Source organism: Pseudomonas sp. QLc11A, from assembly GCF_052112305.1.
GTDB lineage: Bacteria > Pseudomonadota > Gammaproteobacteria > Pseudomonadales > Pseudomonadaceae > Aquipseudomonas > Aquipseudomonas laurylsulfatiphila.
The window spans coordinates 427,581-447,018 of the sequence record NZ_JAVAJJ010000003.1 but is presented as its reverse complement, the minus strand read 5'-3'; the positions used below and the strand labels follow the sequence as shown (position 1 = coordinate 447,018).

Annotated in this window: 19 protein-coding genes; 16 read left to right on the top strand and 3 right to left on the bottom strand. The window is 60.9% G+C overall.

Annotated features, from left to right (window positions below):
* Window positions 1–168 precede the first annotated feature (168 nt).
* Window positions 169–846, bottom strand: coding sequence for an alpha/beta family hydrolase (locus tag Q8X48_RS07515; protein ID WP_407799579.1), 678 nt, complete (start codon window positions 844–846; stop codon window positions 169–171).
* 95 nt (window positions 847–941) lie between these two features.
* Between Q8X48_RS07515 and ccoN (Q8X48_RS07510) the strand changes: the two genes are divergently transcribed.
* The 16 genes from ccoN (Q8X48_RS07510) (at window position 942) to Q8X48_RS07435 (ending at window position 17,271) form a co-directional block, all read left to right on the top strand.
* Entirely contained in the window at window positions 942–2,366 is a 1,425-nt protein-coding gene (gene ccoN / locus Q8X48_RS07510) for a cytochrome-c oxidase, cbb3-type subunit I (RefSeq protein WP_095965203.1), read from the top strand.
* 10 nt (window positions 2,367–2,376) lie between these two features.
* The gene (gene ccoO, locus Q8X48_RS07505; RefSeq protein WP_008020035.1) at window positions 2,377–2,985 is read left to right on the top strand and encodes a cytochrome-c oxidase, cbb3-type subunit II; all 609 of its coding nucleotides are present in this window, start codon (window positions 2,377–2,379) and stop codon (window positions 2,983–2,985) included.
* Between the two features lie 3 nt (window positions 2,986–2,988).
* On the top strand, window positions 2,989–3,183 hold the full coding sequence (locus Q8X48_RS07500) for a cbb3-type cytochrome oxidase subunit 3 (RefSeq protein WP_407799576.1): 195 nt from the start codon (window positions 2,989–2,991) through the stop codon (window positions 3,181–3,183).
* Window positions 3,180–4,133 carry a cytochrome-c oxidase, cbb3-type subunit III gene (gene ccoP / locus Q8X48_RS07495; protein ID WP_217837672.1) on the top strand — a complete coding sequence of 318 codons (954 nt, stop codon included), beginning with the start codon at window positions 3,180–3,182 and terminating at the stop codon, window positions 4,131–4,133. The genes Q8X48_RS07500 and ccoP (Q8X48_RS07495) overlap by 4 nt, the downstream gene beginning before the upstream one ends.
* Window positions 4,134–4,615: 482 nt before the next feature.
* Window positions 4,616–6,058, top strand: coding sequence for a cytochrome-c oxidase, cbb3-type subunit I (gene ccoN / locus Q8X48_RS07490; protein WP_008050393.1), 1,443 nt, complete (start codon window positions 4,616–4,618; stop codon window positions 6,056–6,058).
* The gene (ccoO, locus tag Q8X48_RS07485) at window positions 6,058–6,666 is read left to right on the top strand and encodes a cytochrome-c oxidase, cbb3-type subunit II (protein ID WP_007905434.1); all 609 of its coding nucleotides are present in this window, start codon (window positions 6,058–6,060) and stop codon (window positions 6,664–6,666) included. Before ccoN (Q8X48_RS07490) ends, ccoO (Q8X48_RS07485) begins: the two co-directional genes overlap by 1 nt.
* Window positions 6,667–6,671: 5 nt before the next feature.
* Window positions 6,672–6,857, top strand: a complete 186-nt coding sequence (locus Q8X48_RS07480) for a CcoQ/FixQ family Cbb3-type cytochrome c oxidase assembly chaperone (protein WP_003175465.1) — start codon at window positions 6,672–6,674, stop codon at window positions 6,855–6,857.
* Window positions 6,854–7,831 carry a cytochrome-c oxidase, cbb3-type subunit III gene (gene ccoP / locus Q8X48_RS07475; protein ID WP_407799574.1) on the top strand — a complete coding sequence of 326 codons (978 nt, stop codon included), beginning with the start codon at window positions 6,854–6,856 and terminating at the stop codon, window positions 7,829–7,831. The genes Q8X48_RS07480 and ccoP (Q8X48_RS07475) overlap by 4 nt, the downstream gene beginning before the upstream one ends.
* Window positions 7,832–8,743: 912 nt before the next feature.
* Entirely contained in the window at window positions 8,744–10,159 is a 1,416-nt protein-coding gene (ccoG, locus tag Q8X48_RS07470; RefSeq protein WP_102673241.1) for a cytochrome c oxidase accessory protein CcoG, read from the top strand.
* Between the two features lie 11 nt (window positions 10,160–10,170).
* The gene (locus Q8X48_RS07465; RefSeq protein ID WP_407799573.1) at window positions 10,171–10,710 is read left to right on the top strand and encodes a FixH family protein; all 540 of its coding nucleotides are present in this window, start codon (window positions 10,171–10,173) and stop codon (window positions 10,708–10,710) included.
* A gap of 154 nt (window positions 10,711–10,864) precedes the next feature.
* Window positions 10,865–13,318 carry a heavy metal translocating P-type ATPase gene (locus Q8X48_RS07460; RefSeq protein ID WP_407799571.1) on the top strand — a complete coding sequence of 818 codons (2,454 nt, stop codon included), beginning with the start codon at window positions 10,865–10,867 and terminating at the stop codon, window positions 13,316–13,318.
* A 22-nt stretch (window positions 13,319–13,340) separates the two neighbouring features.
* Window positions 13,341–13,559 carry a cbb3-type cytochrome oxidase assembly protein CcoS gene (gene ccoS / locus Q8X48_RS07455; protein WP_007971444.1) on the top strand — a complete coding sequence of 73 codons (219 nt, stop codon included), beginning with the start codon at window positions 13,341–13,343 and terminating at the stop codon, window positions 13,557–13,559.
* Entirely contained in the window at window positions 13,552–14,235 is a 684-nt protein-coding gene (locus tag Q8X48_RS07450; protein WP_407799569.1) for a sulfite exporter TauE/SafE family protein, read from the top strand. Before ccoS ends, Q8X48_RS07450 begins: the two co-directional genes overlap by 8 nt.
* A gap of 199 nt (window positions 14,236–14,434) precedes the next feature.
* On the top strand, window positions 14,435–15,817 hold the full coding sequence (gene hemN / locus Q8X48_RS07445) for an oxygen-independent coproporphyrinogen III oxidase (protein ID WP_407799596.1): 1,383 nt from the start codon (window positions 14,435–14,437) through the stop codon (window positions 15,815–15,817).
* A 90-nt stretch (window positions 15,818–15,907) separates the two neighbouring features.
* A complete protein-coding gene (fnr, locus tag Q8X48_RS07440; protein WP_015095997.1) occupies window positions 15,908–16,642 on the top strand; it encodes a fumarate/nitrate reduction transcriptional regulator Fnr in 735 nt (244 codons plus the stop codon).
* Between the two features lie 80 nt (window positions 16,643–16,722).
* Complete coding sequence (locus tag Q8X48_RS07435; protein ID WP_008028553.1) at window positions 16,723–17,271, top strand: adenine phosphoribosyltransferase; 549 nt, start codon at window positions 16,723–16,725, stop codon at window positions 17,269–17,271.
* A gap of 148 nt (window positions 17,272–17,419) precedes the next feature.
* Here Q8X48_RS07435 and Q8X48_RS07430 read toward each other — a convergent pair whose 3' ends face one another.
* Window positions 17,420–18,568, bottom strand: coding sequence for an acyl-CoA dehydrogenase family protein (locus tag Q8X48_RS07430; RefSeq protein WP_407799567.1), 1,149 nt, complete (start codon window positions 18,566–18,568; stop codon window positions 17,420–17,422).
* Between the two features lie 193 nt (window positions 18,569–18,761).
* Complete coding sequence (recR, locus tag Q8X48_RS07425; RefSeq protein ID WP_008050204.1) at window positions 18,762–19,364, bottom strand: recombination mediator RecR; 603 nt, start codon at window positions 19,362–19,364, stop codon at window positions 18,762–18,764.
* Window positions 19,365–19,438 lie beyond the last annotated feature (74 nt).

Sequence of the window (19,438 nt, the reverse complement as noted above, 5' to 3'; positions counted from 1 at the left end):
CTTCCGGGTTTTTTATTATCAATTTGAAAAGTATGTTGTCTGTGCGCCCGCCTTCGCGGGCAAGCCCGCTCCCACAGGGTTTTGCATTGATCACACGATCAAGCCACACCACAGATCACTGTGGGAGCGGGCTTGCCCGCGAAGAGGCCATTTGCAACACCACACCTTTCACTGAAGGAATGAAGCCACCCTCTCAGCCGCAGCCGCCAAATGCTGCTCATGGCTAAAGCCCGAAGCCTTCAACGGCTTCAAGTCATGATCCCCCGCCACCAGCCAGAACACCTCGATAACCGGCGATAGCGAATACCCTTCGACCGCCTCCCGGTTGCCCAACGCATCGCGCTCGCCTTGCACGATCAAGGTTCTAGTCTTCAGCCCGGCCAGATGCTCGACCCGTGGCTTCTGCGGCTTGCCCACCGCATAAAACGGATACCCCAGGCACACCAGCGCATCCGCCCCCAACTCATCGGCCAGTAAACTGGCCATGCGCCCACCCATGGACTTGCCGCCGATGGCCAGCGGCCCAGTGACATGGCGTCGCACCTGGGCATACACCTCACGCCAGCATTCGAGCAGTTTCGGCGCCGGATTCGGTGGGCGCTTGCCGCCGTCGAGGCGCCGCTGCGCCATGTAGGGAAACTCGAAGCGCAACACGTTGACGCCTTGTGCAGCGAGGCGTGCAGCCATGTCGCTCATCCAGTCGCTGTCCATCGGTGCGCCGGCGCCGTGGGCGAGGATCAGCGTCGGCGCTGCCTTGCCAGCGGCCGCATTCCACAACCATCCATGATCCCGCACGCACTGCGCCCATTGATCCCCGTCAATACCGGCCTTGTGCCCTTTGTCCATGCTTGCCTCGCTTTTAGTCTGCCTATAACTCCGGCCGAAGGGTGCGCTGCCTTGCGCGAGTGCGCTCACTTCGGCTGAACCGTGGATGGGGAACCATGAACACTTCTATCAGTACCGCCTACAACTACAAGGTGGTCCGCCAATTCGCCATTATGACGGTGGTGTGGGGCATCGTCGGCATGGGGCTCGGGGTTTTTCTCGCTGCCCAGTTGGTCTGGCCCGAACTCAACTTCAATTTGCCCTGGACCAGCTTCGGCCGCTTGCGCCCGCTGCACACCAACGCGGTGATCTTTGCCTTCGGCGGCTGCGCGCTGTTCGCCAGCTCGTTCTATTCGGTGCAACGCACCAGCCAGACGCAACTGTTTGCACCGAAAATCGCCGCGTTCTGCTTCTGGGGCTGGCAGCTTGTGATTCTCCTGGCGGCCATCAGCCTGCCGCTGGGCTACACCAGCTCCAAGGAATACGCCGAGCTGGAATGGCCGATCGACATTCTGATCACCATTGTCTGGGTCGCCTACGCCATCGTGTTCTTCGGCACGATCATGCAGCGCAAGACCAAGCACATCTATGTCGGCAACTGGTTCTTCGGTGCGTTCATCATCACCGTGGCGATCCTGCACATCGTCAACAACATGGAGTTGCCGGTCAGTTTCACCAAGTCCTATTCGCTGTACTCCGGTGCCACCGACGCGATGGTGCAATGGTGGTACGGACACAACGCCGTGGGCTTTTTCCTCACCGCCGGTTTCCTCGGCATGATGTATTACTTCGTGCCGAAACAGGCCGAGCGCCCGGTGTATTCCTATCGCTTGTCGATCGTGCACTTCTGGGCGCTGATCACCCTATACATCTGGGCAGGCCCCCACCACTTGCACTACACCGCGCTGCCGGACTGGGCGCAGTCGCTGGGCATGGTGATGTCGCTGATCCTGCTCGCGCCGAGCTGGGGCGGCATGATCAACGGCATGATGACCCTGTCGGGCGCCTGGCATAAGTTGCGCAGCGACCCGATCCTGCGCTTCCTCGTGGTGTCCCTGGCGTTCTACGGCATGTCGACCTTCGAAGGGCCGATGATGGCGATCAAGACGGTCAACGCCCTCTCCCACTACACCGACTGGACCATCGGCCACGTACACGCCGGCGCGCTCGGCTGGGTGGCGATGATTTCCATCGGCGCGCTGTACCACATGATCCCGAAAGTCTTCGGACGCGAGCAGATGCACAGCATCGGCCTGATCAACGCGCACTTCTGGCTCGCCACCATCGGCACCGTGCTGTACATCGCCTCGATGTGGGTCAACGGCATCGCCCAGGGCCTGATGTGGCGTGCGGTGAACGAGGACGGCACGCTGACCTACTCCTTCGTCGAGACCCTGGTGGCCAGCCACCCTGGCTTCGTCGTGCGGCTGGTGGGCGGCGCGATCTTCCTCAGCGGCATGTTCCTGATGGCCTACAACACCTGGCGCACCGTGCGGGCCTCGCAGCCTGCCGAAGTCGCCGCTGCCGCGCAGATGGCCTGAGGAGTCCGCCATGAAACACGAAACTATCGAGAAAAACGTCGGCCTGTTGCTGCTGCTGATGATCCTGGCCGTGAGCATCGGTGGCCTGACCCAGATTGTCCCGCTGTTCTTCCAGGACGTGACTAACAAGCCGGTGGAAGGCATGAAGCCCTACACCGCGCTGCAACTGGAAGGCCGCGACATCTACATCCGCGAAGGCTGTGTCGGTTGTCACTCACAGATGATCCGTCCGTTCCGCGCCGAGACCGAACGCTACGGGCACTACTCGGTGGCCGGCGAAAGCGTTTGGGACCACCCGTTCCTGTGGGGTTCGAAACGTACCGGGCCGGACCTGGCGCGGGTCGGTGCGCGCTACTCGGATGACTGGCATCGCGCGCACCTGTACAACCCGCGCAACGTCGTGCCGGAGTCGAAGATGCCCGCCTACCCGTGGCTGGTGGCCAATCAACTCGACAGTAGCCACACCGAAACCAAGATCAAGGCCATGCGCACCCTGGGCGTGCCGTACACCGACGAAGACATCACCGGCGCCGTCGCTTCGCTCAAGGGCAAGAGTGAAATGGATGCACTGGTCGCCTACCTGCAAGTGCTCGGCACTGCCATCAAGAGCAAGAGGTGAGCAATGTTTGAATTGAGCACTGGAATGATCCGCGGCCTTGGCACCGTCGTCGTGTTCGTGGCCTTCGTCGGCCTGACCCTGTGGGTATTCAACGGCAAACGCGGCCCGGAATTCGCCGAAGCGCGCCTGCTGCCGTTCGCCGACGAACCACAACCCGACCTCACCGAAGATTCAGCAACAAGGAGTACCCGGCCATGACCACCTTCTGGAGTACGTGGATCTGCGTACTGACCATTGGCAGCCTGATCGGCCTGACCTGGCTGCTGATCGGCACCCGCAAGGGCGAGACCAAGGGCAGCGTCGACCAGACCATGGGCCATAGCTTCGATGGCATCGAGGAGTACGACAACCCGCTGCCGCAATGGTGGTTCATGCTGTTCGCCGGCACGCTGGTGTTCGCCGTCGGTTACCTGATCCTTTATCCCGGCCTGGGCAACTGGAAAGGCGTCCTCCCCGGCTATGAAAACGGCTGGACCGGGGCCCACGAGTGGGAAAAGGAAATGGCCAGGGCTGACGCGAAGTTCGGACCGATCTTCGCCAAATTTTCGGCTATGCCACTGGAAGAAGTCGCCAAAGACCCACAAGCGCTGAAAATGGGTGGCCGCCTGTTTGCTTCCAACTGCTCGGTGTGCCACGGCTCGGATGCCAAGGGTGCATTCGGTTTCCCCAACCTGACCGACAGCGACTGGCGCTGGGGTGCCAGCGCAGAAACCATCAAGACCACCATCATGGGTGGCCGGATGGCGATGATGCCGGCCTGGGGTGAAGTGCTGGGGGAGGAAGGTGTGAAAAACGTCGCCGCTTATGTGCGCCATGATCTGGCCGGCCTGCCGTTGCCGGAAGGCAGCAAGGCGGACCTGCAAGCCGGACAGCAAGCCTTCAGCACCACCTGCGTCGCCTGCCATGGAGCAAATGGCCAGGGCACCGAAGCCATGGGCGCGCCGAACCTGACGCACCCGGCCGGCTTCATTTACGGCACCAGCCTGACGCAGCTTGAACAGACGATTCGTCATGGCCGCCAGGGCCATATGCCGGCGCAGAACGAACTGCTCGGCAATGACAAGGTGCAATTGCTGGCCGCGTATGTGTACAGCCTGTCCCACGGTTTGAATACCGAGCGTCTGCAGGCTGAAGACAACCGCGAATAAATCCCGACCGCTCTGCTGCCGCATTCTCCCGGATGCGGCAGTTCCCTGCCCCTTTGCGACGCATTGTCGCACCCTCTCTGACTCTTCCTTTCGGTTCCCCGGATTCAGGTCTAAGCTTCCCCCGATGCGGACTGGCCGGTGCCGGTTCCAGGTCGACCCTGAACGTTGTGTTCGACGAATCTGCCCGATGACAGGCCGCAAAGGCTGGTAGATACCGGCTGTCGCGCCAGTTGCCTTCGGTCAGCCAAACGTTGAGTTTGAACACACTCCGTTACATCCGACCTGACCCCCTCACCTGATCAGTCCACCAGGACCTTTTGCCCGCGGGCAATTTTGTCCCTACGCGGCGCATGGAAAGGCCGCAGAATCAGCATTTGAAAGCATTGACCCAGGTCATGGCGCGTTGCAATGACCCCCTGCTTTCTCCATACTTGCGGCCGATTTTTAATCCTAATAAAACACCCAAACCGTGGAACCTTAGAATGAGCACAGCAATCAGTCCGACTGCTTATAACTATAAGGTAGTCCGCCAGTTCGCCATCATGACGGTGGTCTGGGGGATCCTTGGCATGGGGCTCGGTGTCTTCATCGCCTCGCAACTGGTCTGGCCGGAGTTGAACTTCGGTCTGGCATGGACGAGCTTTGGACGCCTGCGCCCGCTGCACACCAACCTGGTGATTTTCGCCTTCGGTGGATGTGCACTGTTTGCCACTTCCTATTACGTCGTGCAGCGAACCTGCCAAACGCGACTGATTTCCGACAGCCTCGCTGCCTTCACCTTCTGGGGATGGCAAGCGGTGATCGTCGGCGCGATCATTACCTTGCCGATGGGTTTCACCACCACCAAGGAATACGCGGAACTGGAATGGCCCCTGGCTATTCTGCTGGCCATTGTCTGGGTCACCTACGGTCTGGTGTTCTTCGGCACCATCGTCAAGCGCAAAACCAAGCACATCTATGTGGGTAACTGGTTCTACGGCGCCTTCATCGTCGTGACCGCGATGCTGCACATCGTCAACCACATGTCGCTGCCGGTCAGCCTGTTCAAGTCCTACTCGGCCTACTCGGGTGCGACGGACGCAATGATCCAGTGGTGGTACGGCCACAACGCCGTGGGCTTCTTCCTGACCACCGGCTTCCTGGGCATGATGTACTACTTCGTGCCGAAACAGGCCGAGCGTCCGATCTACTCCTATCGCCTGTCGATCGTGCACTTCTGGGCGCTGATCACCCTGTACATCTGGGCCGGTCCCCACCACCTGCACTACACCGCATTGCCGGACTGGGCTCAGTCGCTGGGCATGGCAATGTCGATCATCCTGCTGGCACCGAGCTGGGGCGGCATGATCAACGGCATGATGACCCTGTCGGGCGCCTGGCATAAGCTGCGCACCGACCCGATCCTGCGTTTCCTGGTGGTGTCGCTGGCGTTCTACGGCATGTCGACCTTCGAAGGCCCGATGATGGCCATCAAGACCGTCAACTCGCTGTCGCACTACACCGACTGGACCATCGGCCACGTACACGCCGGCGCTCTGGGCTGGGTAGCGATGATCTCGATCGGCGCCATCTACCACATGATTCCGAAACTGTTCGGTCGTGCGCAGATGCACAGCACCGGCCTGATCAACACGCACTTCTGGCTCGCGACCATCGGTACCGTGCTCTACATCGCTTCGATGTGGGTCAACGGCATCACCCAGGGCCTGATGTGGCGTGCAATCAACGACGACGGCACCCTCACCTACTCGTTCGTCGAAGCGCTGCAAGCCAGCCACCCGGGTTTCATCGTTCGCGCCCTGGGCGGTGCGTTCTTCGCCACCGGCATGCTGTTCATGGCCTACAACGTATTCCGTACCGTACGCGCCTCGAACCCGGCTGAAGCCAAAGCCGCCGAACAGATTGCCGTAGTTGGAGCTCACTGATGAAGCATGAAGCAGTCGAGAAGAACATTGGCCTGCTGGCCTTCTTCATGGTCATCGCCGTCAGCGTCGGCGGCCTGACCCAGATCGTTCCGCTGTTTTTCCAGGACGTCACCAACAAGCCGGTCGAGGGCATGAAGCCCCGCACCGCCCTTGAACTGGAAGGCCGGGACGTTTATATCGCCAACGGTTGTGTCGGCTGCCACTCGCAGATGATCCGTCCGTTCCGTGCTGAAACCGAACGTTATGGCCACTACTCGGTCGCCGGTGAAAGCGTCTGGGACCACCCGTTCCTGTGGGGTTCCAAGCGTACCGGTCCGGACCTGGCCCGTGTCGGCGGTCGTTACTCCGATGACTGGCAGCGTGCGCACTTGTACAACCCGCGCAACGTCGTGCCCGAATCGAAAATGCCGGCCTACCCGTTCCTCGTGGAAAACAAGCTCGACGGCAAAGACACCGCCAAGAAAATGGAAGTGTTGCGCACGCTCGGCGTCCCTTACACCGACGAAGACATCGCCGGCGCCAAGGATGCCGTGAAGGGCAAAACCGAAATGGACGCGCTGGTGGCCTATCTGCAAGGCCTGGGCACCATCATCAAAAGCAAACGGTGAATTAGATGGATATCGGGATGATTCGTGGCCTGGGCACCGTTGTCGTGATGGTGGCCTTCATCGGACTGGCACTGTGGGTGTTCAGTCCCAAGCGCAAGTCGGAGTTTGAAGACGCGACCTTGCTGCCTTTCGCGGATGATCCCGAAGCCATCAAGCACGTCGAGCAAGCTTCTAGGAGTAACAAAGAATGACTACATTCTGGAGTCTGTACGTCACAGTCCTCAGTCTCGGTACGATCTTTTCCCTGACCTGGCTGCTGCTGTCGACCCGCAAGGGCCAGCGCACCGAGCAGACAGACGAGACGGTCGGGCACTCCTTCGACGGGATCGAGGAGTACGACAACCCGCTGCCGAAATGGTGGTTCATGCTGTTCGTGGGCACCATCATCTTCGCACTGGGCTACCTGGCGCTGTATCCGGGCCTGGGTAACTGGAAAGGCCTGCTGCCGGGTTACGGCTACCTCGACAACGAGAAGCAGACCCCCTTCGCCAACGGCCAGACCGGCTGGACCGGCGTCCACGAGTGGGAAAAGGAAATGGCCAAGTCGGACGCCAAGTTCGGTCCGATCTTCGCCAAGTTCGCGGCCATGCCAATCGAAGAAGTGGCCAAGGACCCGCAAGCCCTGAAGATGGGTGGCCGCCTGTTCGCCTCCAACTGCTCGGTCTGCCACGGTTCCGACGCCAAGGGCGCCTATGGCTTCCCTAACCTGACCGACGCCGACTGGCGCTGGGGTGGTGAGCCGGAAACCATCAAGACCACCATCATGGGCGGCCGTCATGCGGTGATGCCGGCGTGGGCTGAAGTGATCGGCGAGCAAGGCGTGGCCGACGTGGCCGCGTTCATCCTGACCAACCTCGATGGCCGCAAGCTGCCGGAAGGCGCCAAGGCCGACCCGGCTGCCGGGCAGAAACTGTTCGCCGCCAACTGCGTGGCGTGCCACGGTCCGGAAGGCAAAGGCACGCCAGCGATGGGCGCACCCAACCTGACTCACCCGGCAGCGTTCATCTACGGTTCGAGCTTCGCTCAACTGCAGCAGACCATCCGCTACGGCCGTCAGGGCCAGATGCCTGCGCAAGAGCAGTTGCAAGGTAACGACAAGGTTCACCTGCTGGCCGCTTACGTCTACAGCCTGTCTCACGGTGAGAAGGCAGCGGACGCCGAGTAAAGCAAAGGCTTGATGCAATAAAAAACGGCCCCGCCAAATCACATTGGCGGGGCCGTTTTCATTTCAAGTCCATACACACTTATTTGCGCACAGCTCCGTGGACTTGCTGGCAAGCCCTCCCGGTTATTATTTTTCACGCCCTCTTCGATCAACTAATAAAAAACGGCTTCGCCATTTTAGTTGTCGAAGCGGTTTTTAGACGTTCATGAATACACTTCGCATTCATGTGTACTGGCTGTAATCAAGGAAGGTTACCGCCACCCAAACTATCCAGACCGCCGGTCCCTTTCTTTTTGTCTGAAGATCGTCTTACCCGGGCTTCTTGCGCAGTCGACTCCAACGTATCGACAGTCGTAGAGGGTGCCGGAATCGTGCAATCTGTACCAGGCTCATGAGCTTCGACAGTGATTGGCCCAACCGTCTGAGTTGCTCGAGTGCAACCTTTATCATCATTAGACATTTTTACTCATCCTTAAGTAGACATTTAAAGTATATACGACGCACAATAAAACTTTATTGCCACCGCGCTAACAACTTATTAAATCAAGAACAAAACATCCATCTACCAATAATCACAAGGCATGACCAAAGTTAAAAATGTATTCTTTATGCAGTAGACATTGGATGTATCCTTCCCTCCGTTGAAGCTCAACGGAGAAAAAGATAAATCGTCTATAGTCGTCTCAGTAAGGCCTACGCTTTCGGCAACAGGTCCATACTTCACAAGTCAATTGACTCAGATCACGTTTTGTTACATTCGCTACACCATTCATGATTTTTACCCAACGCGACCAAAGGTCGCACCCGCAGGCTAGAGCGACAGGCGTATCATTGCGCCACTGCAACACCCCTTTTTGACCGCGGTCGGCACGTACTGACCGAGGCACTTTTCCACTGCCGTGGGATGCAATGATGAGCAACCAGATTCCGGTACACGACGTCACTCCACCTGCCAAGAACGCGAACAACAGCGTCGACCTCTACGCCGCCAGGGAAAAAATCTACACCCGCGCCTTCACCGGCCTGTTCCGTAACCTGCGGATGACCGGCGGTGCCCTGTTGTTCCTGCTGTATTTCGGTACGGTGTGGCTGGACTGGGGCGGTCATCAGGCGGTCTGGTGGAACCTGCCGGAGCGCAAGTTTTTCATTTTCGGCGCCACCTTCTGGCCCCAGGACTTCATCCTGCTGTCCGGCATGCTGATCATCGCCGCGTTCGGCCTGTTCTTCATCACGGTGTACGCCGGCCGGGTCTGGTGCGGATATACCTGCCCGCAAAGCGTGTGGACCTGGATCTTCATGTGGTGCGAAAAAGTCACTGAAGGTGATCGCAACCAGCGCATCAAGCTCGACAAGGCGCCAATGAGCGCCAACAAGTTCCTGCGCAAATTCAGCAAGCACAGCCTGTGGCTGTTGATCGGTTTCGTCACCGGCATGACCTTCGTCGGTTACTTCTCGCCAATCCGCGAACTGGTGTTCGACTTCTTCACCGGTCAGGCCGATGGCTGGTCTTACTTCTGGGTCGGTTTCTTCACCCTCGCCACTTACGGCAACGCTGGCTGGTTGCGCGAACAGGTGTGCATCTACATGTGCCCGTACGCGCGCTTCCAGAGCGTGATGTTCGACAAGGACACCCTGATCGTTTCCTACGACCCGCGCCGCGGCGAAGGCCGTGGCCCGCGCAAGAAAGGCATCGATTACAAGGCCCAGGGCCTGGGTGACTGCATCGACTGCACCATGTGCGTCCAGGTCTGCCCCACCGGTATCGACATCCGCGACGGCCTGCAAATCGAATGCATCGGCTGCGCCGCCTGCATCGATGCCTGCGACGCCATCATGGACAAGATGGATTACCCGCGCGGGCTGATCAGCTACACCACCGAGCACAACCTGTCCGGGCAGAAAACCCATAAACTGCGTCCACGCCTGATCGGCTATGCCGTGGTACTGCTGGCGATGATCAGCTTGCTGGTGACCGCGTTTTTCATGCGTGCGCTGGTGGGTTTCGATGTCAGCAAGGACCGCGTGCTGTACCGCGAGAACGCCGAAGGCCGGATCGAAAACGTCTACAGCCTGAAAATCATGAACAAGGACCAGCGCGACCATACCTACCTGCTCGAAGCCTCCGGCCTGCCGGATCTCAAATTGCAGGGCCGGCGCGAGATCAAGGTCGCGGCCGGCGAGATCGTCAGCCAGCCTGCCGAGCTGTCGGTCGCGCCGGAAAAACTGCCGTCGAGCACCAACGAGGTGAAATTCATCCTCAAGGATGCCGATGACGACAGCGTCCACATTGAAGCCAAGAGCCGGTTCATCGGCCCACAAATTCGTTGAGAGAACTGAACATGCCCGCAGCAACTGCCGCAAGCCCCTGGTACAAGCACCTCTGGCCGTGGATCATCATCGGGATCCTGGCCTGCTCGGTTGCCCTGACCTTGTCCATGGTGACCATCGCGGTGAAGAACCCGGACAACCTGGTCAACGACAACTACTACGAGGCTGGCAAAGGCATCAACCGCTCCCTCGACCGTGAACTGCTGGCCCAGAACCTGAATATGCGCGCCAGTATTCATCTCGATGACGTGACCGGCGAAGTTGACCTGCGCCTGAGCGGCGACAGCCATCCGAAAACCCTGGAGCTGAACCTGATCTCGCCGACCCAGCCGGAGAAGGATCGCAAGATCACCCTGACCCGCAGCGAAACCGAACAGGGTCGCTACATCGGCCAGTTGAGCGACAAGATCGAAGGCCGGCGTTTTGTCGAATTGCTCGGCACCCAGGACGACCATATCTGGCGCATGTTCGAAGAAGAACTGGTCAACCATGACAAGGATCTGCAGCTCGGTGATGAACCTCTGCAAGGCGCCGAAGACCTGAAGAAATAAAGCAGCGCTTCGCGCATCGCGAGCAAGCTCGCTCCCACAGTTGATCACCGCCATGCTCAGAACCTGAGTACACCTATGATCCCTGTGGGAGCGAGCTTGCTCGCGATGAGGCCCTATCAGACGCCAGAGATTCAGCAGTACTAGTGAATACTCCATGACCACCACCCCACTCCCCTGCTACCACTGCGCCCTGCCCGTCCCGGCCGGCAGTCGCTTTACCGCCGTCGTACTCGGGGAGTCCCGCGAGTTCTGCTGCCCGGGTTGCCAGGCTGTGGCCGAGGCCATCGTCGCCGGCGGCCTGGATAGCTATTACCAGCACCGCAGCGAAGCCTCGGCCAACCCCGAGGCGCTGCCGGTACAACTGGTCGACGAACTGGCGCTGTACGACCGCGCCGATGTGCAGCAACCCTTTGTCCGCCACGAAGGCGAAATGGCCGAAACCACACTGCTGATGGAAGGCATCAGTTGCGCCGCCTGCGGCTGGTTGATCGAGAAACACCTGCGCACCTTGCCGGCGGTGGCCGAAGCGCGCCTGAACCTGTCCAACCATCGCCTGCACGTGCGCTGGAGCGACGCGCAATTACCCCTGAGCCGGGTCCTCAGCGAACTGCGCCACATCGGGTACGCCGCACACCCCTATCAGGCCGATCGCGCCAGCGAACAACTGGCCAGCGAAAACCGCCTGGCCCTGCGCCAGCTTGGCGTGGCCGGGTTGCTGTGGTTCCAGGCGATGATGGCAACCATGGCCACCTGGCCTGAATTCAACATCGACCTCAGTCCCGAACTGCATACCATCCTGCGCTGGGTCGCGCTGTTCCTCACCACCCCGATCGTGTTCTACAGCTGCGCGCCGTTTTTCAAAGGCGCCATGCGCGATCTGCGCACCCGCCACCTGACCATGGACGTTTCCGTGTCGCTGGCCATCGGCAGCGCCTACGTTGCCGGGATCTGGACCTCGATCACCGGGGTCGGCGAGCTGTATTTCGATGCCGTCGGCATGTTTGCCCTGTTCCTGCTGGCCGGGCGTTATCTGGAACGGCGCGCCCGCGAGCGCACGGCCGCCGCCACCGCGCAGCTGGTGAATCTGTTGCCCGCCTCGTGCCTGCGCTTGACGCCTGAAGGCCAGAGCGAACGCATTTTGCTCAGCGAACTGCGAATCGGTGATCAGGTACTGGTTCATCCAGGCGCCATTCTCCCGGCTGACGGCAAGATCCTCGACGGCCAATCGAGTATCGACGAATCGCTGCTGACCGGCGAATACCTGCCGCACCCTCGCACCCTCGGCGATGCGGTCACCGCCGGCACCCTGAACGTCGAAGGCGCACTGACCGTCGAGGTCCAGGCCCTGGGCCAGGACACGCGCCTCTCGGCCATCGTTCGCCTGCTCGATCGTGCCCAGGCCGAAAAACCGCGCCTGGCGGAAATCGCCGACCGCGCCGCACAATGGTTCCTGCTGTTGTCGCTGATCGCGGCTGCGGCCATTGGCCTGCTGTGGTGGGAACTGGACTCCTCGCGAGCCTTCTGGATCGTGCTGGCGATGCTCGTGGCGACCTGCCCGTGCGCCTTGTCGCTGGCGACGCCGACCGCCCTCACCGCGGCCACCGGCACCTTGCACAAACTCGGCCTGCTGCTGACCCGCGGTCATGTACTGGAAGGCCTGAACCAGATCGACACGGTGATTTTCGACAAGACCGGCACACTCACCGAAGGCCGGCTGGCGTTGCGCTCGATCCGCCCCCTCGGCGCCCTCGACAGCGACCAATGCCTGGGCCTGGCCGCCGCCCTGGAAAATCGCTCCGAACACCCCATCGCCCGTGCTTTCGGTCGTGCGCCGATGGCGGCCGAAGAAGTCCACAGCACACCGGGTCTTGGCCTGGAGGGGCTGGTTGAAGGGCGGCGCCTGCGCATCGGTCAACCGGGATTCGTCTGCGAACTCAGTGGCGCCCTGGTGCCGCCGATGCCCGAAGAAGCCGGCCAATGGCTGCTGCTCGGAGACAGCAAAGGGCCGCTGGCCTGGCTCGTCCTCGATGATCGCTTGCGCGCCGATGCGCCGGCCTTGCTGGCCGCGTGCAAGGCGCGGGGCTGGCGCACGCTGTTGTTGTCCGGCGACAGCTCGCCGATGGTCGCCAGCGTGGCAGCGGAACTAGGCATCGATGAAGCGCGCAGCGGCTTGCGCCCGGACGACAAACTGCAAGTCCTGCAACAACTGCACAAGGAAGGTCGCAAGGTGTTGATGCTGGGGGACGGCGTCAATGACGTGCCGGTGCTGGCAGCTGCGGATATCAGCGTCGCCATGGGCTCGGCCACTGACCTTGCGAAAACCAGTGCCGATGCGGTGCTGCTGTCCAACCGCCTCGACGCGCTGGTGCAAGCCTTCAGCCTGGCGCGGCGCACCCGTCGGGTCATTATCGAGAACCTGTTGTGGGCCGGGTTGTACAATGGCCTCATGTTGCCCTTCGCCGCCCTCGGCTGGATCACTCCGGTCTGGGCGGCGGTAGGCATGTCGATCAGTTCGTTGACCGTGGTGCTGAACGCGCTGCGCCTGACTCGGATGCCGAGCGAGCGCGCCCTCGACACCCCGCCAGAAACCCGCCCGCTGCCGGCCTGAGCCGCGCGGGCATGGAGTCCAGATGCCAGCTCTCTACGTGATGATTCCCGCTGCGCTGCTGATCGTGGCCATCGCCGTCTATATCTTCTTCTGGGCGGTCGACAGCGGGCAGTACGACGACCTCGACGGCCCGGCCCACAGCATCCTGTTCGACGACCAGGACCCGAACCACACCGCCGCCGTCGACGAAGCCAGCGGCCAACCGGCCAAACCGCAAGACAAGGCCCCGCCCCATGCTTGAACTGGCGCCACTGCTGGTATCGGCGGTGATCCTCGGCTTGCTCGGCGGCGGTCATTGCCTGGGCATGTGCGGCGGCTTGATGGGCGCGCTGACCCTGGCGATTCCCAAGGAGCAACGCAGCCGCCGCTTTCGCCTGCTGCTGGCCTACAACCTGGGGCGGATTCTGAGCTACGCCTGCGCCGGACTGTTGATCGGCCTGGCCGGATGGGCCGTGGCCAGCAGCCCGGCGGCGATGTTCCTGCGCATCCTCGCCGGCTTGCTGCTGATTGCCATGGGTCTTTACCTGGCCGGCTGGTGGAGTGGCCTGACCCGTATCGAAAGCCTCGGTCGAGGCTTGTGGCGGCACATCCAGCCAGTCGCCAACCGGTTGCTGCCGGTATCGAGCGTTCCGCGCGCGCTGCTACTAGGTGCGCTCTGGGGCTGGCTGCCGTGCGGCCTGGTTTACAGCACCTTGCTGTGGTCGGCCAGCCAGGGCAACGCGCTGGACAGTGCATTGTTGATGCTCGCGTTCGGGCTTGGCACCTGGCCGGTGCTGCTGGCGACCGGCCTGGCCGCCGAGCGCGTCAACGCGGTGTTGCGCAAGCGCAGCGTGCGGATGGCGGGTGGGGTGCTGGTGATGCTGTTTGGTCTCTGGACCTTGCCGGGGCCGCATCAGCATTGGCTCATGGGTCATTAAACCGGCGGCGCGCCCATCGCGAGCAAGCTCGCTCCCACAGGTTTTGTGTACACAGCGACTCCCCTGTGGGAGCGAGCTTGCTCGCGATGAGGCCCTCACAAACGACAAAGATTCTGACCTTGATACAAATCAAGATGCCCAATCCCGCCCTCGCATAAAGTGGCCGACACTGCCAGCCTATCCGGGGAATGCCCGCATGATGCTCGACGCCATTCGTTGGGACACTGATCTGATCCGCCGTTATGACCTGGCGGGACCCCGCTACACCTCGTACCCGACCGCCATGCAATTCAACAGCCAGGTCGGCACTTTCGACCTGTTTCATGCCCTGCGCGACAGCCGCAAGGCCCAACGCCCACTGTCCCTGTACGTGCACGTGCCGTTCTGCGCGAACATTTGCTACTACTGCGCCTGCAACAAGGTCATCACCAAGGATCGCGGCCGGGCGCAGCCGTATTTGCAGCGCCTGGAACAGGAAATCCAGCTGATCGCCTGCCACCTCGACCCCACGCAGAAAGTCGAGCAGCTGCACTTCGGTGGCGGCACGCCGACCTTTCTCAGCCACGACGAACTGCGCCAGTTGATGGCGCACTTGCGCAAACACTTCAATTTGCTGGACGACGATTCCGGCGACTACGGCATCGAGATCGACCCCCGCGAGGCCGATTGGTCAACCATGGGACTGCTGCGCGAACTGGGTTTCAATCGGGTCAGCATCGGCCTGCAAGACCTCGACCCGGCGGTGCAGCGAGCGGTCAATCGCCTGCAAAGCCTGGAAGAAACCCGCGCCGTGATCGATGCCGCCCGCACCTTGCAGTTTCGCTCGATCAATATCGACCTGATCTACGGCCTGCCGAGACAGACGCCGGAGAACTTCGCCCGCACCGTCGAAGAGGTCATCAACCTGCAACCGGACAGGTTATCGGTATTCAACTACGCCCACCTGCCGGAGCGTTTCATGCCCCAGCGGCGCATCAACAGCAATGAACTGCCGACACCCGCGCAGAAACTGGAAATGCTGCAGCGCACCATTGAGCAACTGATCAGCGCCGGTTACCGCTACATCGGCATGGACCACTTCGCCCTGCCCGACGACGAGCTGGCGATCGCCCAGGAAGAATCGACCCTGCAACGCAATTTCCAGGGCTACACCACCCACGGTCATTGCGATCTGATCGGCCTCGGCGTCTCGGCAATCAGCCAGATCGGCGACCTCTACTGCCAGAACAGCAGCGACCTGAACCACTATCAGAACACCCTGGCCTCAATGCAACTGGCCACCAGTCGTGGTCTGCTGTGCAATGCCGATGACCGGCTGCGGCGCGCGGTCATTCAGCAATTGATCTGCAACTTCAGCCTGGAATTCTCCGACATCGAACAGGCCTTCAACGTCGACTTCCAGGGCTACTTCGGCGAACTCTGGCCCCAACTGCAAGACATGGCCAAAGACGGGCTGATCGAACTCGATCGCGACAGGATCACCATCCTGCCCGCCGGGCGACTGTTGGTGCGTTCGGTGTGCATGGTGTTCGACGCGTACCTGGAACAACACAGTCGCCAGCGATTTTCGCGGGTGATCTAATTCTGCAAGCTAGCGCCCCAGACTGGCCTCGATCTCCTATGGTGAGTTACCCTTACGTCTTATGTGTGATTTCCCACAAGGATTGAAGAAATGTCCGAGCCAGTAAAACAGCGCGCTCATAATCAAGCCCATTGCAAGGATTGCAGCCTGGCTCCTCTTTGCCTGCCTCTTTCGCTGAATCTGGAAGACATGGATGCGCTGGACGAAATCGTCAAGCGCGGCCGGCCGCTGAAAAAAGGCGAGTTTCTGTTTCGCCAGGGCGATACCTTCGATTCTGTCTACGCCGTCCGTTCCGGCGCCCTCAAGACCTTCAGCCTGAGCGACAGCGGTGAAGAACAGCTCACCGGCTTCCACCTGCCCAGCGAACTGGTCGGCCTGTCGGGGATGGACACCGAAAAGCACCCGGTGTCGGCGCAAGCCCTGGAAACCACCTCGGTGTGTGAAATTCCTTTCGAACGCCTCGACGAGCTGGCCCTGCAACTTCCGCAGTTGCGCCGTCAGTTGATGCGGGTGATGAGCCGCGAAATCCGTGACGACCAGCAGATGATGCTGCTGTTGTCGAAAAAGACCGCCGACGAACGCATCGCCACCTTCCTGGTCAACCTGTCGGCACGTTTCCGCGCCCGGGGTTTTTCCGCCAATCAGTTCCGCCTGAGCATGTCGCGCAACGAAATCGGCAACTACCTGGGCCTGGCGGTGGAAACCGTGTCCCGGGTCTTTACCCGCTTCCAGCAAAACGAGCTGATTGCGGCAGAAGGCAAGGAAATCCGGATTATCGATCCGATCCAGCTGTGCGCCCTGGCCGGTGGCTCACTGGAAGGCTGAAACAAAACGTTGCGGCTGAGCGCAACGGTTCAGCCGCCGTTATACTGCCTCGTTTGCAGCCCTGCCAGGACACCTAGACGATGGTCTTCGACTCCTTCGACATCAAATCCCTCATCCGCCCGGTCATCGACTTCCCGAAGCCGGGCGTGATCTTTCGCGACATCACCCCGCTGTTCCAGTCGCCCACGGCCCTGCGCCTGGTGATGGACAGCTTCGCCCACCGTTACGTCGAGGCTGACTTCACCCACATCGGCGCCATGGATGCCCGTGGCTTCCTGATCGGTTCGGTACTGGCCTATCAGTTGAACAAGCCGCTGGTGCTGTTTCGCAAGCAAGGCAAGCTGCCGGCTGACGTGCTGGCCGAGGGCTATGCGACCGAATACGGCGAAGCCTTCCTGGAAGTGCACGCCGACAGCCTGTGCGAAGGTGACTCGGTGGTGATGTTCGATGACCTGATCGCGACCGGCGGCACCCTGATTGCCGCCGCCAACCTGATCCGCCGCATGGGCGCGCGGGTGCATGAAGCGGCGGCGATCATCGACCTGCCGGAGCTGGGTGGCTCGCAGCGCCTGGAAGACATGGGCATTCCTACGTTCTGCCTGACGCAGTTTGCGTTGGCTGACAAGTAAGCGGCGCCTGTCCCGGCGCCATCGCGGGCAAGCCCGCTCCCACAGTGATCTCTGTAGCAAACACAATTTGTGTCTACCTATGATCCCCTGTGGGAGCGGGCTTGCCCGCGATGGCGTCAGCGGCAACACCACTGAATTCAAGCTCGGCTCAGAGCCCCATCTGCTTGCTGATGATCTCGTTCATCACTTCCCGCGTCCCGCCGCCAATCGACAAAATCCGGTTGTCACGGTACAGCCGCTCCACCAGGCTCTCGCGCATGTATCCCAGCCCACCGAGTATCTGCACCGCATCGGTCACGATCCGGTCTGCGGTATCCGTCGCAAAATTCTTGGCCATGGAAATTTCCTTGATCACGCTCTGCCCCGCCGCCATCTTTGCGGCCTGGCGGTAAGTGAACTCCCGGGATACTTCCAGCGCAGTCGCCATCTCGGCGAGGCGATGCTTGATCACCTGAAACTTGCCGATCGGTTTGCCAAAGGCTTCACGCTGGCGCGCCCACTTCAGGCTTTCCTCCAGCGCCAGCTGTGCGGTCATGTTGGCCATCAGTGCCAGGGCCAGGCGTTCGCTCTGGAAATTGCCCATGATGCAGGCAAAGCCCATGTTCTCGGCGCCGATCAGGTTTCCCACGGGCACCGGGCAATCATCGAAGAACAGTTCGGCCGTGTCTGACGCCCACCAGCCCATTTTCTTCAGTTGCCGTCCTACGGTGAAACCGGGCGTACCCTTTTCGATCAGCAACAGGCTGATGCCGGAGAACCCCGGCTCACCGGTACGCACCGCGACGGTATAAAAGTCCGCACGCACACCGCTGGTGATAAAGGTTTTGCTGCCATTGACCCGGTAAAAATCGCCGTCGCGCACGGCGCGGGTTTGCAGGTTGGCGACATCGGAGCCGCCGCCGGGCTCGGTGATGGCCAGGGCGCTGATCTTCTCTCCCGACAACACCTGGGGCAGCACACGATCCCGCACTTCGGGTCGGGCCCACTTGAGAATGGGCGGCAAGCCGATATCCAGCGACCCCAGGCCGGCCACCAGCCCGCCTGAGCCGCAACGCATCAACTCTTCACTGGCGGCAACCTTGGCGAACAGATCCCCTTCGTGGCTGCCTCCGTAGGTTTCCGGATAACCGATGCCGAGAATCCCCGCTGCGCCGGCTTTGAGGTAGAGCTCGCGAGGGAAGCTTTCGGCTTCTTCCCACTGCTCGATATCAGGAAGAATCTCGCGCTCGACGAAACGTCTGACGCTGTCGCGGACCAATTGGTGGCTGGGGTCGAAGTATTCCTGAAAGGCAGACATCGGCGAGCTCCACTGAAGGGGTCAGTGAAGTTAACCGAGCGCTTGCTTGGTTTTCAACAGGATTGTGTCATTCAGACGGACCGCGTCGCCTGCATCGCGAGCAAGCTCGCTCCCACATTGGTTTTATGTACGCCGCACTACCCTGTGGGAGCGAGCTTGCTCGCGATGGCGTCAGCATGGACGCCACATGAACTCAGAGCGAAATCGGCTTACGCCCGGCAAACGAATGCGCCAGCGTGCCGCCATCCACCAGCTCCAGCTCGCCACCGAGCGGCACGCCATGGGCGATACGCGAGGCGATCAGGCCTTTGCTGCTGAGCAACTGGGCGATGTAATGCGCTGTGGCCTCACCTTCCACGGTCGGGTTGGTCGCCAGGATGACTTCGGCGAACGTGCCGGCCTCTTCGATCCGCGCCATCAATTGCGGAATGCCGATGGCTTCCGGCCCCAGACCGTCGAGCGGCGACAGATGCCCCTTGAGTACGAAGTAGCGCCCGCGGAAACCGGTCTGCTCCACCGCGTAGACATCCATCGGACCTTCCACCACGCAGAGCAAGGTGTCGTCGCGACGGGTATCGGCGCATTGCGGGCAGAGATCATCTTCGGTCAGCGTACGGCACAAACGGCAATGACCGACCCCTTCCATGGCCTGGCTCAAGGCCAGCGCCAGTCGCGAGCCACCGCTGCGGTCACGTTCGAGCAACTGCAACGCCATGCGCTGGGCGGTTTTCTGACCCACGCCTGGCAGAATTCGCAGGGCGTCGATCAGTTGGCGAATCAAAGGGCTGAAGCTCATGGTGGAAAAGTCCGACAAGACAACGAGACGCGGTTTATACCCGCGCCTCGGTTGAGCGTCAAATTGCAGCGTCG